At 44.9% G+C, this 14,007-nt stretch carries 15 protein-coding genes; 4 read left to right on the top strand and 11 right to left on the bottom strand.

Annotated elements, in window-relative coordinates:
- Window positions 1–54: 54 nt before the first annotated feature.
- On the top strand, window positions 55–198 hold the full coding sequence (gene mciZ, locus C0638_RS18110) for a Z-ring formation inhibitor MciZ (protein ID WP_013371746.1): 144 nt from the start codon (window positions 55–57) through the stop codon (window positions 196–198).
- Window positions 199–270: 72 nt separating this feature from the next.
- On the opposite strand, the gene C0638_RS18105 is transcribed toward mciZ, so the two are convergent.
- Window positions 271–1,404, bottom strand: a complete 1,134-nt coding sequence (locus C0638_RS18105; protein WP_040103459.1) for a tripeptidase T — start codon at window positions 1,402–1,404, stop codon at window positions 271–273.
- Between the two features lie 85 nt (window positions 1,405–1,489).
- On the opposite strand from C0638_RS18105, the gene prli42 reads away from it, so the two are divergent.
- On the top strand, window positions 1,490–1,594 hold the full coding sequence (gene prli42, locus C0638_RS18100) for a stressosome-associated protein Prli42 (protein ID WP_016822268.1): 105 nt from the start codon (window positions 1,490–1,492) through the stop codon (window positions 1,592–1,594).
- Between the two features lie 118 nt (window positions 1,595–1,712).
- Here the strand turns inward: prli42 and lipB are convergent, their stop codons facing one another.
- The 6 genes from lipB to C0638_RS18070 form a co-directional block, all read right to left on the bottom strand.
- Window positions 1,713–2,411, bottom strand: a complete 699-nt coding sequence (gene lipB, locus C0638_RS18095; RefSeq protein ID WP_025675624.1) for a lipoyl(octanoyl) transferase LipB — start codon at window positions 2,409–2,411, stop codon at window positions 1,713–1,715.
- A gap of 45 nt (window positions 2,412–2,456) precedes the next feature.
- The gene (locus tag C0638_RS18090) at window positions 2,457–3,848 is read right to left on the bottom strand and encodes a dihydrolipoamide acetyltransferase family protein (protein ID WP_058711122.1); all 1,392 of its coding nucleotides are present in this window, start codon (window positions 3,846–3,848) and stop codon (window positions 2,457–2,459) included.
- 89 nt (window positions 3,849–3,937) lie between these two features.
- Window positions 3,938–4,924, bottom strand: coding sequence for an alpha-ketoacid dehydrogenase subunit beta (locus C0638_RS18085; protein ID WP_013310796.1), 987 nt, complete (start codon window positions 4,922–4,924; stop codon window positions 3,938–3,940).
- A 2-nt stretch (window positions 4,925–4,926) separates the two neighbouring features.
- Window positions 4,927–5,955, bottom strand: coding sequence for a thiamine pyrophosphate-dependent dehydrogenase E1 component subunit alpha (locus tag C0638_RS18080; RefSeq protein WP_013371751.1), 1,029 nt, complete (start codon window positions 5,953–5,955; stop codon window positions 4,927–4,929).
- Window positions 5,956–6,095: 140 nt separating this feature from the next.
- Window positions 6,096–7,517 carry a dihydrolipoyl dehydrogenase gene (lpdA, locus tag C0638_RS18075; RefSeq protein WP_058711123.1) on the bottom strand — a complete coding sequence of 474 codons (1,422 nt, stop codon included), beginning with the start codon at window positions 7,515–7,517 and terminating at the stop codon, window positions 6,096–6,098.
- 124 nt (window positions 7,518–7,641) lie between these two features.
- Complete coding sequence (locus C0638_RS18070; protein WP_014599988.1) at window positions 7,642–7,875, bottom strand: hypothetical protein; 234 nt, start codon at window positions 7,873–7,875, stop codon at window positions 7,642–7,644.
- A gap of 207 nt (window positions 7,876–8,082) precedes the next feature.
- Between C0638_RS18070 and C0638_RS18065 the strand changes: the two genes are divergently transcribed.
- Both C0638_RS18065 and C0638_RS18060 read left to right on the top strand, forming a co-directional pair.
- Window positions 8,083–8,679, top strand: a complete 597-nt coding sequence (locus tag C0638_RS18065) for a thymidine kinase (protein WP_170973174.1) — start codon at window positions 8,083–8,085, stop codon at window positions 8,677–8,679.
- A gap of 165 nt (window positions 8,680–8,844) precedes the next feature.
- The gene (locus C0638_RS18060; protein WP_058711124.1) at window positions 8,845–9,621 is read left to right on the top strand and encodes a sporulation protein; all 777 of its coding nucleotides are present in this window, start codon (window positions 8,845–8,847) and stop codon (window positions 9,619–9,621) included.
- Window positions 9,622–9,734: 113 nt separating this feature from the next.
- Here the strand turns inward: C0638_RS18060 and C0638_RS18055 are convergent, their stop codons facing one another.
- The 4 genes from C0638_RS18055 to C0638_RS18040 all read right to left on the bottom strand — a co-directional run bounded on the left by C0638_RS18055 (window position 9,735) and on the right by C0638_RS18040 (window position 13,872).
- Entirely contained in the window at window positions 9,735–10,142 is a 408-nt protein-coding gene (locus tag C0638_RS18055; protein ID WP_025675622.1) for a hypothetical protein, read from the bottom strand.
- Window positions 10,143–10,501: 359 nt separating this feature from the next.
- Window positions 10,502–11,005, bottom strand: a complete 504-nt coding sequence (locus C0638_RS18050) for a hypothetical protein (protein ID WP_058711125.1) — start codon at window positions 11,003–11,005, stop codon at window positions 10,502–10,504.
- 169 nt (window positions 11,006–11,174) lie between these two features.
- Window positions 11,175–12,875 (bottom strand): methyl-accepting chemotaxis protein, encoded by a 1,701-nt coding sequence (locus tag C0638_RS18045; RefSeq protein WP_058711126.1) that lies wholly within the window; start codon window positions 12,873–12,875, stop codon window positions 11,175–11,177.
- Window positions 12,876–13,122: 247 nt separating this feature from the next.
- Window positions 13,123–13,872: a class I SAM-dependent methyltransferase gene (locus C0638_RS18040; protein WP_025675619.1), complete on the bottom strand. Its 750-nt coding sequence runs from the start codon at window positions 13,870–13,872 to the stop codon at window positions 13,123–13,125.
- Between the last annotated feature and the right edge of the window lie 135 nt (window positions 13,873–14,007).

Here is a 14,007-nt window from a genome sequence, read left to right as displayed (position 1 = left end):
GACATATGCTGGGGGTAGTATATCAAAACTTCTGCTATAAGGAGATTTCAGAACATGAAAAGTTACCGAACTGAAACCACCCTTCATATTGTTGGCAAAGCCTGGCAGATACAAGCCCTCCTGCGTCAATGGCAAAAGGAATACGGACCTACAGCCACTATTGCTTCGCTAACTGTTCCAAAAAAGGTTCAGATCTAAAGGAGGAACACCGTTCCTGTCTTTAGCCTGAACCCTTTTTTCTTGGTATATTGTAAATGTAAGAAGTAAGTCTTACTTTGTAGTTTCTTGGATCAGAGCTACGACTACTTCAGCAACCTTCACTAGATCATCGGCCTTGATCTTTTCCTCTGTGGTGTGGATGTTCTGGTAGCCTACCGCCAAATTCACCGTTGGAATACCAAGCCCGTTGAATACATTGGCATCTGAGCCGCCACCGGAATGGAAGGTTGATGTTGCCATTCCCAGTCCTTGAATGGCACGCTGTGCAACCTGTACAACTTCATCATGCTCCGTAAAGCTGAATGCTGGATAGATGACTTCACTGCGGAACTCTCCCTGAGCACCAAATTCACGCGTAGTGGTTTCGAGCGCTTCACGCATATGCTGAATCTGATGATTAACCTTTTCCTGTACAATACTGCGAGCCTCCGCACGGATCAATACAAAATCGCAGACCACATTCGTCGCGCCGCCGCCCTCGAAACTGCCGATGTTAGCAGTCGTCTCCTTATCAATGCGTCCCAATTTCATTTTAGAAATTGCTTTAGAAGCGACTTGAATGGCACTAATGCCATCTTCAGGATTGACCCCCGCATGAGCGGACTTTCCAGTAATTCTCATTTCAATACGTGCCTGTGTGGGAGCAGCTATACAAATAGAACCGACTTCACCGTTCGAATCCAAAGCGTATCCGAAGTCAGAATCCAGGACTTCCGGCTTCATCGCCCGTGCACCCATTAAACCAGATTCCTCGCCAGCCGTAATCACGAACTGAATTTGACCATGGGGTATGTTCTGCTCGCGCACGACACGAATCGCCTCGAACAAAGCAGCAATCCCAGCCTTGTCGTCCGCACCCAGAATTGTTGAACCATCACTGCGAATCCAGCCATCCTCACCCAACTGCGGTTTGATTCCTTTGCCTGGAGTCACGGTATCCATGTGACAGGTGAAAAATATTTTGGGTGCTTGCTCCACACCTTCCGCTTTCCAGGTAACAATCAAATTGCCCGAACCATGTCCCGTTCTTTCGCGAGAATCATCTTCTACGACTTCCAGTCCAAGTGCATTAAACTTTTCTTTCAGAACACGTGATATTTCCTGTTCATCCTTCGTTTCACTATCCACCTGTACGAGTTCCATAAATTCCTGTACGATTCGGTCTTTTACTATCTCTACTGTCATTAAACTTTCCTCTCTTTCCCGATTACGTTACAATACGGATAGATGTTCTTATCTATGACTTAAACCTATCCTAAAGGAGTTACACATGTCTAACAAAAAATGGGTTCGTTTTTTCGTCTACGTTATGCTCGCAGCTATGATTGGTTCTACACTGTTCATGGTGATTGAGCCGTTTATTATGCCACTATAATAGCTATACCGCTCAAGGTTGAACTACTTCAAGATCCGTTGAAGCTATGTGTGGACGAGCTGCTGCACAAGCAAAGAGGCGGGCTCCCGTGTTAATTACACAATTGCCCGCCTGACCTTTATTGGAAGGAATGCGTTTGCCATTGCGCAGCAAATGAAAATTGCTGTTCAAAGTACGGTACAATTTCCTTCGCAATCTGTTCCACCGAAAAAGACTGCTGTGTACAGTCCTCTAATGATGTCACACCGTATTCCTGAATTCCGCACGGAACAATGCCTTCAAAGCCCTCATGCTGTATTCCTGACTTGATGTTAAAGGCAAAGCCATGGCTGGTTACGAAGCCCCGGCGGTGCTTACATTTGTTAAATTTGACACCAATGGCCGCAATTTTAAGATTCCCGATCCATACCCCCGTATATTCAGGCTTACGGCTCCCTTCAATCCCATAAGATGCCAGCAACTGAATGATCACTTCTTCCAGACTTCGAAGGTATCCGTGCAGATTTAACGCCTCTCGGTTGCCAAGCACAAGTAGGGGATATCCGACAAGTTGCCCTGGTCCATGATATGTAATGTCTCCCCCACGATCAATCTGAAAGACGCTGATTCCCTGCTCTTTCAGCTGCTCTGGTGTAAGGAGCAAATGCTCAGGATGCCTCTGGGAACCAATGGTGTAGGTTGGTGGATGCTGGAGAAGCATAAGCGTTTCTCTCGCCTCCCCTGCATCCAGCTTTCCCACAATCTCCTTCTGGACATCCCAAGCATGGGCATATTCCATCCTATTCGTATAGGTTACATCAAGCGGTCGTCTATTCACGGCCTGTCACTTCCTCTCCGTCCATTTACCTAACTGTTCGGATGATTAGTACAGCTTCGTATCCAAGGTGTAGCCTTCTAGATTTTCTTTAACCCGTTGCAGGAATCGTCCGCAAATCACTCCATCTAAAATACGATGATCCAGCGACAGACACAGATTAGCCATTGAGCGCACCGCAATCATATCATCAATAACCACTGGTCTTTTGACAATGGATTCAAAGGTAAGAATTGCAGCCTGCGGATAGTTAATCACCGGATAAGATAAAATTGAACCAAAGGAACCTGTGTTGTTGACGGTAAACGTTCCACCCTGCATGTCGTCCAGTTTGAGTGTACCTTCGCGAGTTTTACGTGCCAAATCGTCAATTTCACGAGCTAAGCCAGCAATATTTTTCTGATCGGCTTTTTTAATAACAGGAGTAAGAACGGAGTCCTCTGTACCTACGGCCAACGAAATATTGATGTCTCTTTTGATGATAATTTTATCCACTGCCCATACCGAATTCATGATCGGATATTCCTTGATTGCATTCACAACTGCTTTCATGAGAAAAGCAAGATACGTAATATTGATGCCTTCTTTTTGTTTGAACTCGTTTTTGATCTTGTTACGGAGCATCACTAGATTGGTCACATCCACTTCAATCGTCGTCCAGGCATGAGGAATTTCCGAAACACTTTGCCGCATATTGCGGGCAATTGCACTACGAATGGGTGTAACATCAATAAAATACTCGGATCTGTTATTGTTGCCACCCTCAACTTCGATCATAGGAACTTTTGGAGCTTCCGTTAAATGAATGCCGCTGTTGCGCACCGGAATCGCAGGGTCCATATTTTGAACTGGTGCACTATGCTGAACGGCAGACTGCTGGAGTCCTGTAAAAGGAGATCCTTGTCCTTGCGTGGTTCCACTCGTCTGACCAGTCACTCCAGTTGGAGCAGAGCCGCCCTGCTGCACAAAATTCAACACGTCTTTGCGGGTAATTCTTCCCCCCATGCCTGTACCTGGCACTCTGCTTAAGTCTATATTGTGCTCAGCAGCCAGTGTTTGGACCGCTGGAGAAAAACGTCCGCGCATGGACTGATCCGATCCAGCACTCTGCTGGGATTGTGCTTGCACGTTGCTTTGAGATGCTGATGCCGCAGGTGTCCCTCCTGTTGATGCTGTAGGTGCAGCCGACTTCGTCTGGATACGGCAAATCAACTCGCCTACCGCTACCGTCTGACCTTCCTCTGCCAACAGGTCACCCATAATCCCATCCAATGTGGAGGGAATTTCTGCGTTCACTTTATCTGTAATGACCTCGCAAATTGGCTCGAATTGCTCTACTGGGTCACCAGGTTGTTTCAGCCATTTGGCGATTGTCGCTGATACGAGCGATTCAGCCAATTGCGGCATAGTCACGTCGTTCCATTGTGTTTGGTCTGACATTTTTTTCAACTCCTTAACATCATAGAAGGGCGCGTTTTATCGCTGCCCCACTACACTTTTGGAATGCTTTCGCCCGAATCTGCTCTATATTAATACATTGCGAGACGACGCATGGCTTCCTTCACTTTATCCTTGTTTAACATATAAAACTTCTCCATCGGTGGACTGATCGGCATGGCTGGCACATCAGGAGCGCACAGACGCTCAATCGGTGCATCCAGTTCGAACAGACACTCTTCATTAATAATAGCCGATACTTCGGCACCGATACCGCCCGTTTTGTTGTCCTCATGAACGATTAAAACCTTACCTGTATGTCGTGCAGCCTCAATAATGGCTTCGCGATCCAAAGGCTGGAGTGTGCGCAAATCCACAACATGTGCGGTAATGCCCTCTTCCTTCTCCAATTCCTCAGCTGCCTGCATAACAAAATGCAACGGCTGGCTATATCCGATGACCGTAATATCGTCACCCTCACGTAGCAGATTAGCCTTGCCAATTGGAACGATATAATCATCCTCAGGCACTTCACCCTTAATCAGCTTGTAGGATTTTTTATTTTCAAAAAACAGCACTGGATCAGGGTCACGAATGGCTGCTTTCAACAATCCTTTGGCATCATAAGGTGTAAATGGAGCAACAATTTTTAAACCCGGTGTACCAAAAAAGATAGATTCTGGACACTGAGAATGATATAAACCACCAAAAATACCGCCACCGATGGGGGCGCGGATCACCACAGGGCAATTCCAATCGTTATTAGAGCGGTAGCGGATTTTAGCCGCTTCACTAATAATCTGATTCGTCGCCGGCAGCATGAAGTCCGAATACTGCATTTCGGCAATCGGCTTCATTCCGTACATTGCCGCACCAATCGCAACGCCTGCAATCGCCGACTCTGCCAATGGCGTATCCATGACACGTTGCTCACCGAATTGGTCCATGAGCCCCTTAGTCGTTGTAAAAACACCGCCTTTTACGCCGACGTCCTCACCTAATACAAAAACCGTTTCATCCTGCTCCATTTCTTCTTTCATAGCAAGACGTATCGCATCAATATATTCCATAATCGCCATCGTTACCGACCCTCCCCATCGCTATCAGCATACACATGCAGCAGCGTATCTTCAGGCTTTGGAAAAGGCGCATTGTCTGCATATTCAATGGCTTCCTTGACTTCGAGCAGCAGCTCGGCCGACAGATCTGCATCTTTGGCCTCGTCCCAAATGCCGCATTCAATCAAGTAACTCTTCATGCGGGCTACGCCGTCCTTGGCCCAGTTTTCATCCACTTCCTCCTTGGTCCGGTAAGCCAGATCATTGTCCGAGGTGGAGTGAGGGGACAGACGGTACATCATCGCTTCGATTAGCGTAGGACCTTCACCGCGGACAGCACGTTCACGTGCTTCCTTCACCGCGGCATATACGGCTAGCGCATCATTACCATCGACACGAATACCAGGGAATCCGTAACCCAAGGCCCGGTCGCTTACCTTGCCTGCCAACTGCTTATGAATCGGAACCGATATTGCATATTGATTGTTCTCACACATAATGATGACTGGCAGCTTCTGTACACCTGCAAAGTTACAGCCTTCGTGAAAATCCCCCTGATTGCTGGAGCCTTCCCCAAACGTAACAAACGACACAAAATCCTTTTTCTGCATCTTGGCGGCCAACGCAACACCCACTGCATGTGGAACCTGTGTCGTTACTGGGCTGGAGCCTGTCACAATACGCAGCCGTTTACTACCAAAATGCCCTGGCATCTGGCGCCCTCCACTATTAGGGTCATCTGCCTTGGCAAATGCCGACAGCATCAATTCCCGCGGCGTCATGCCGACTGCAAGCACAAATCCGTAATCCCGGTAATAGGGAAGGAAATAGTCCTTTTCCCGGTCCAGAGCGAAAGCTGCACCTACTTGTGCCGCTTCCTGTCCAATGCCGGAAACGTGGAAATTAATTTTCCCTGCCCGTTGCAGGAGCATGTTGCGCTCGTCAAATCTTCTTGCGAGCAACATATATCTGTACATATCAATTACTTGTCCGTGAGTAAGTCCCAGCTGCTCATGTCTGAAGCCAGCGTCTACAGCGCCTTTAGAACTCATTGAGGCACCTCCTTAAATGTCAAACATCCTACTTTCAGCACCTAGTACCATCTTGTCTTAAAACCTGGTACTAAACTCTGACTAACCCCATTATAATCCTTTTCGCCCCAAAAAGAAAAGTACCGATTTATTTGAAACGTTTATATGCCTATCGCTTGTCCATCAACTGCCAGCATCGCTTCTCCCAAAATCTCCGACAACGTTGGATGCGGATGAATAAGCTGTCCGACTTCCCACGGCGTAGCATCCAGCAATTGCGCAAGAGCGGCCTCGCTGATCAGATCCGTTACATGCGTACCGATCATATGTACACCAAGAATATCATTGGTTTGCTGGTCCGCCACCACTTTCACGAAGCCGTCTCGACTACCGTATACTAGCGATTTTCCGATAGCTTGGAAAGGGAACTTCCCTGTTTTCACCTGGTGTCCACGTTCACGGGCTTCCTGCTCCGTCAAGCCGACGCTTGCGGCTTCAGGACGTGTGTAAATACACCGCGGAATCATATAGTTGGGTACGCTGTGAAACTCTTCGCCCGCCAAATGATGAACTGCCTGCAAGCCTTCATGACTCGCGGCATGGGCCAGTTGTAAGCCGCCGATGCAATCCCCGATGGCGTAGATATGTGGCTCATTTGTCTGCAAATGCTCATTAACCGAGATAAAGCCACGCTCCACGCGGATATCCGTATTTTCCAGCCCGATATTTTCCACATTCGCCTGACGACCTACAGAAATGAGCAGTTTGGAAGCACTGAGGGTTTCGGTTTCTTCACCTTTTTGCACGTCAATCTGTACGCCTTCCTCATCCTTGCCGTAGGTTTCAGCCAACACTTGTGCCCCCGTCAGCACCTTGACACCACGCTTGGTTAACAAGCGCTGCATTTCACGCGAAACGTCCTCGTCCTCCGTAGGAATAAGTCGATTCGCGGCCTCAACCACCGTAACCTCCACGCCAAAATCATTTAGCATGGAAGCCCATTCCACGCCAATGACCCCACCACCCACGATAATCAGGGATGCTGGCAGGTTCTCCATAGTCAATGCTTCGTCACTGCTCAAAATAAATTCGCCATCTGGCTCCAGTCCAGGCAGCACACGCGGACGTGATCCTGTTGCAATAATGAGGTGTGCCGGAACAATCGTCTCCATCTCACCATCTTCTAGTTCCACAGCCACTGCGCCGCTTTTAGGAGAAAATATAGACGGTCCAATCACGCGTCCCTTACCGCTCAGCACCGTAATTTTATTTTTCCGCATCAAAAATTGAACGCCCTGGTGTAGCTGCTCCACAACGGCTTCCTTTCGTTCCTGAACCTTGGGAAATACAAGCTGTGCTCCCGATGTCTCAATACCATATTGCACACTTTCTTTAATCGTTGCATATACTTCCGCACTGCGCAGCAAAGCCTTGCTCGGAATACAACCACGGTGCAGACAGGTTCCGCCCAGCTTGTCCTTTTCGATGATCACCACTTCCTTGCCGAGCTGGGCTGCGCGAATTGCTGCTACATACCCTCCGGTTCCTCCACCCAAAATAGCGACATCACAATGTATAGTCATGTTTCTCCTCCATTAACATTGATTATATATAGCTTATTGTACTCTCTTTATTTCACTGTACAAAATTTAGCGTTTAGGCATAGGCTGCAAATCATCATCTACCTAATCTAGATATCTCTCCATATCATTCATACAGTGCATCTCGTAATTTGGTAGCCATTCTTGGACTTTGTGCTGATTTGGCTCGCAACGCCTTGCGAAACGATTCATTTTGCTTGCTCAGAAAATCAAGCTCTGTCTCCAACTCAATGATTAGCTCCAGAGCTTGCCGGCTAATCAGTCCTTGTTCCAGTAATACTCTTTTTTTGGCACTATAATCCGTGTTTTTTTCGTCCATGCCTTCCACTCTTCCCTTCATTCCACTACGCTTCACCATATCATGCCCGCGGCGGCAGAGCAATGACGACCACATTTACGATTTAGGAATAGACATACAAAAACATGTCGAAAAACAATATATTTTCTCTAGTCTGTATGTGGCTCGTTATGGTAATCTATAATGGCGTTTTCTTTCGGAGATGAAGATTTACAGCGTTATGTACATGTTAAGAGAGGGGAATTCGCTTTGCCTACAGGACGAATTACGATTATAACAGGCCCCATGTTCAGCGAAAAATCCGGCGAATTGATTCGCCGTTGTCAGAAACTAATCCAATACGGGCATCGCAAGGTGGTCGCTTACAAACCAGCTGAAGACAACCGTTATGCGGAGGATGAAATTGTAAGCCGAATCGGATATCGGCTGCCCGCTATCTCTATTCCAAGAAAACTCACGGATGAGCTCGTTCAGCGTATTTTGCAAGAAACGAAAGATGCCGATGTGGTTGCCTTTGACGAAGTCCAGTTTTTCAGTCGGCATATTATGTCGCTCATACAAGAGTTAGCTTATTGCGGAAAGCATGTCATTGCCGATGGGCTAAATCTGGATTACCGAGGCAAGGAGTTCGGCTATGTCGGTGGTCTGCTCGCTATGGCAGATGACATCGAGAAACTGACTTCCTTCTGCGCTGTATGCGGCAGCTCGGAAGCAGTATTTACGCAGCGTATGGTCAATGGAAAACCTTCCACTGTAGGACCTATCGTGATGATCGGTGACTCTGAGGCTTATGAGCCTCGTTGTCGTAATTGCTTTATACCTCCTCATAAAGTGAACTGCGAATAGTAAGCTACATGGGGCGGCAAACTCCATACGCCCACTTGTTTTCCATTACTTTTTTCTTGCATTTTTTTGGAACGGTTCAAGCTATTTCCCCGTATATCCGTTAAGCTGTACAAGTTTTTATTTTTTTGTGCATAATAACCATAAGATTATCGGGGGGACGGAATGATGAGTTTCTTTAACAAGATCTTAGCAAGTGCAGGAATCGGTTCAGCCAAAGTCGATACGTTGGTGGATCAGACTGTATATGTGCCTGGAGAAGAACTTAGTGGCATCATACGTATCAAAGGCGGTAAAATTGATCAGGAAATCGGCAAAATTGATATTGAACTCAAGACTGAATATATCGTAGAGCACGATGATAAAAAAAACGTCACCACCTGCTGCATTGCGCGGATCAAGGTATCTGATGGTTTTCATCTAAAGCAAGGACAGGAGCTTGAAACTCCTTTTTCCTTTAGGTTGCCTTTGGAAACTCCTGTTACTCATGCCAAACAGCCTGTCTGGCTGGAAACAGCATTGGACATTGGCATGGCTTTGGACCCGACCGATCGTGATTCACTCAAAATCGAGCCACATCCTTATATGAGTACGGTGTTTGAGGCGGTTCACCTGTTAGGCTTCCGATTCCGTTCCTCCACCTGTGAACGTCACCCCAAGCTTGGACGCGGTGTTCCATTCGTGCAGGAGTTTGAGTTTACGCCTGGCTCGGAGTATGCACGGGATATCGAGGAGCTAGAGCTGATTATGCAGTTGGAACCCGAGGGTGTCCATGTGCTTGTAGAAGTAGATCGTAGAGGCAGAGGCTTGTCCGGTTGGCTGGAAAATGCCTTTGATATGGATGAGCGTCATGCCTGGTTGAGCTTAAGCCGGGAAGAACTATCCTATGGACCAGATCATATAGCTGATGCGCTAGAGGAATTGATTGACAGGCAAATTCGCTAACAATGTAGTAAAACACTAACAAAAAAACTCCTAACCAATTTACTTACATACGGTTGGGAGTTTTTATTAATTATAAGAATTATTTGATGATGGTTCTCCATAGTCTGTATAGACTAAAGTGGCAGCATATCCTGTCTTTCCGCCTTATGCTTACACTCTTTACATACCCCATACAGCGAACCATTATCATCGGCATAAAAGGTTAATTTTTCTTCTTTTTTACAAAAGGAGCATTTTTGTTTACTCGTGCTCTGAATGGAGTCAGACAGTCCAAATCCAGCTTGGGCCTGAATATCTGCCGCTTTTGTATTCGCGCGTGTACCCGAAAACACTTTAGACTTCATTTCATTGCCAGTGCGGGATTGTCGGGCGGGCTTACGAGGGCGAAATTCAACAACATTACTGCCCCGATGTTCATCCGATTGTTGTTGATTGCCGCTACGTCCACGCCATGCCATAACAATCCAACCCAACGCCACCAACAACACGCCGACGATCACCCAAGTCAGACTATTCCACATGCTCTCATCCCCTCTTTGCTTTAAAATCTTTTACATCCATACCACTAGCCCGTTCAATGCGATGACTTTTGCCTATAAAATATGATTGTATATATCCGTGTATACAGCCTCTGTGTTGTTCATTCGATTGCTACCCATGTAAAAATCTACCCTCCAGGGCAACATCCGACTCTCCTCTTAACGAGACATTGATCACGTTCGGTAAATCTTGTTATGCCGAGGAGTATATTGATCCTTTTTACAAATTGTACATGATTCTTTCGAAAAACGGTAATATCCACTCCATGGACACCGTTCTCCTTATCATAATGCTTATCTACTTTCCAAAGGTGAGGACAAAAATGTCCCAGATGGCTACATTACTCCCCTTGATAATAAAAATCAATGAATCTTTTCGTCAACGGATTAAATTTATCAAAACGTTTGCGATGCGGTAAAAAGCCTGACTTATGTACTTGTTCTGCTAGGGTTTCTACATCTTCAAATCGCTTGAAAAAAGGCAACGCGAAAGTGTAGATATCTTCCACAATCTCTTGGATCACTCGTTCTCTTTCTACTTCTGTGGACACAAGGTAATCCCTGTTGCCCGTATATTTCTTGGTTAGAGCGATCAACTCACTGTGAAAACAAGCCCCTGTACTATACTTCTTTTTTATACTTTTGGATTCCACGGTAATGTAAACTTTTAATGCACTATATTTGGTCGCGCCGAAACAAATTTCAAATATAAATTCCTTGTTTTCTTTTTTCAAAACTTTTCTGCTTTTCAGATATTTAAAATCATTCAAAAATGGTGTAGCTATGATTTTGTCTATCGCTAACTGACGCAGGTCGCTTGCTTTAAGTTCAGTTTTATTGTCCATGATATCACTCCAACCCAAAAGAATTTCCCACCATTGTATCATATCTTTCCAATTACAGGCTCCGCATATCTCCATCTTTTAATCGCAAATATATTTATTAAAAAATGAATAGAAAAAGCCGCTTACAATAGAGCGGCTTTTCCCCTGAAATATAGAACCGGTATACGATTTATACTTTAAATTTACCAATTTGTCCTTGTAGGTCTTCTGCCATTTTGGACAGGTTTCTTGCAGAGGAAGCAATTTCCTCCATCGATGCCAATTGCTCTTGAGTCGCGGCAGATACGTGCTGCGTCCCAGCTGCAGCCTCTTCAGCAATCGCTGAAATTTGTCTAACAAAGCCAACAATCTCATCGGTACTTGCAGACATTTGCTCCGATCCAGCAGAGACCTCTTCAATTTCACTGGCCACTTTATTAACGGTTTCCTGAATAAGCTCAAAGGATGCACCCGCATTTTGTACGACTTCCCGACCTGTCATGACATCTCGCCCATTGGACGCTACCGCCTCAATAGCATGCGAGGTATCCTTTTGTATCAATCCCACCAGCTCCGTAATTTGTTGAGCAGAATGAGCCGATTGTTCAGCCAACTTACGCACTTCACCTGCAACTACAGCAAATCCGCTACCGTGATCTCCTGCGCGGGCTGCTTCAATGGCCGCGTTCAGGGCAAGAAGATTGGTCTGACTTGAAATATTGGTGATGACATCAATAATCTTCCCGATTTCATCTGAACGCTCTCCCAATCCAGCCATAAGATCAGCCAAGCTATTCATAGAGTCATTCACACTATTCATTTGGACAACAGCCTGCTGGATCATCTGATTACCTTCAGCTGATTTGTGAGCCGCATCCTGAGCTGATGCAAAAACATTTTGCGCACGGATTGCAATTTGTTCTACACCGATGGACATTTCCTCAATAGCCTGGGACGATTTGGTCACCATATCCACCTGGTCACCTGTCCCTGTAGCAACTTCTTGCACTGTTTCGGTGATTTGCGCAGTTGCTTGGCTATTTTGCTCTGCGCTGGCCGTCAATTCCTCCGAGGAAGTGGTTACCAGCTCGGTCGTACTACTTACAGACTGAATCAGTTGACGAAGATTTGCAACCATCGTATTAAAAGAATGGGCCAAAATACTAATCTCATCCTTGCCTTTCACGACAATGGCTTCCCCAGTAAGGTCACCGGACGCAATGCTTTCAGCAGCACGACTGATGCGCAAAATGGGCTTAGAAATAATTTGGGCTATAATGATCGCCATGATCAATGCTAGTATAACGGCTGCAATACTCAAAACGATAACTAATTGTCTGCCTGAAATAAAGTTGTCAACAGCTTCTTTCGTAATCAGTTTTGATCCATCTGCATTCAACTTAATGAGCTGACTGATCATATCGTTTGAACTATACCATAACTTATAGGATTCTTGGTGTAGAATGCTTGATTGAGTGTAATCATTAGCTCTCCCTGCTGCAATCATTTCTGGTAACTTAGTCAAATACTCCGTATAAGTTTTGGAGAATTGTTCATACATTTCACGTTCCTTAGGAGTAGCAATTAATTTTTCGTATGTTTTTCGGTCTTCTTCAACTTTCTTTAAAACCTTATCATATTCGGCCTGAACCTTCTCCATTTCCTCCGGGTCACGTTCTACAATAATGTTTAATGAGAGCCGCTCTACATCAGATATATCACCATTTAGTGTTCCGAGGATGGTCACACTTGGCATCCAATGGCTATCAATTTCTATTGAAGTATCGCCTAACTTTTTCATTCTCGAGATCGATACTGTACTAATCACAACCAACAGGATTATTACCGCAAGGAAACCCAATAACAATTTTGTTCGAATGTTAAATTTCATATATTCGCTCCTCAGTTCTCTTTATAATAGATATTATATCGACAAGAATCGACACATTGTTTATATCAAAATTAAAGAGAATTTCAGAACTGTTTACAAAAGGAAAATTTCTCTTCTTGATCGTTATATAATGATTGACGCTTATTTTATAAACCGCGTGAGAGTATTATTTTTCGTCCATCCAATTCATCCGTTAAAGCATTGCAAGCAAAAAAGAGATACCCCAAAGCGGGTATCTCTTTATGTTTTACTTCCTAGCTATAATCATAAATCGTTCTGCATTTGTCCTAATTCCTTTTGGAGTTTGGTTGTCCAGAATGAATTGTTGGAGTATTTCAAAATCCATTTGTTTTTGTCCAAAGTCAGGAATAATGGGAGTGTGTTTCAAAAGAAAAACTAAGTCTGCAGGAGTCTGATAGTATTCGGTTGCATTAAATTCAAATGACTGAATATCGTTAAAGCCCGCTTCATTGAGATCTGTAATACATTGAGTTTTCAACGAGTCTTTCTTAGTACCCAATGCCTGCCCTCTTCCAAACGCTTCTTTAATGTTTAATTTGTCATTTTCGCTCACTTGCTGTGTTAAAAATATACCACCCTTAACTAACACCTTAGCTATTTCTTTTGCAGAGAAACACGAATGTCGAGAAGAGATTACATTAAAGAATTCCTTGGGAAAATTCAGATTTTCAGCATCCATCTGTAGAAAACGAACATTCGCTATGTCTGCTTCAGTAGAATTTTTTCTTGCCGTATCAATCATTCCAGCAGATTGGTCAATTCCGACTAAAAGTAATGCAGAAGCCGCTATTGACAAAATAGCTTCCCCGCCACCCGTGCCGATATCAAGCAATATGTCCGACTTCTCGCACGTCTTCGACACTTCATTATAGAAGTCCCATTTTACTCCTTCAGAAATACATTTCACATTGCTAAAATCCCATCCGTTGATTTTTCCAACCTTATCATAAAACTCTTTATATTCAATTGAATTCATTTTTATCCACCTTCAAATAAGATAATAAACTACAGAATAGCAGACCGAGATCATTCGAAATTTTAGTTTTGTAGTCAATAAGGCAGACTCCCCCCTTGACAGCTGGTACGCGTTTTTTTCCAGCCCGGAAACTAA

The organism is Paenibacillus sp. lzh-N1, from assembly GCF_002872435.1.
Lineage (GTDB): Bacteria > Bacillota > Bacilli > Paenibacillales > Paenibacillaceae > Paenibacillus > Paenibacillus polymyxa_C.
This window is presented reverse-complemented; position numbering and strand designations above follow the sequence as displayed.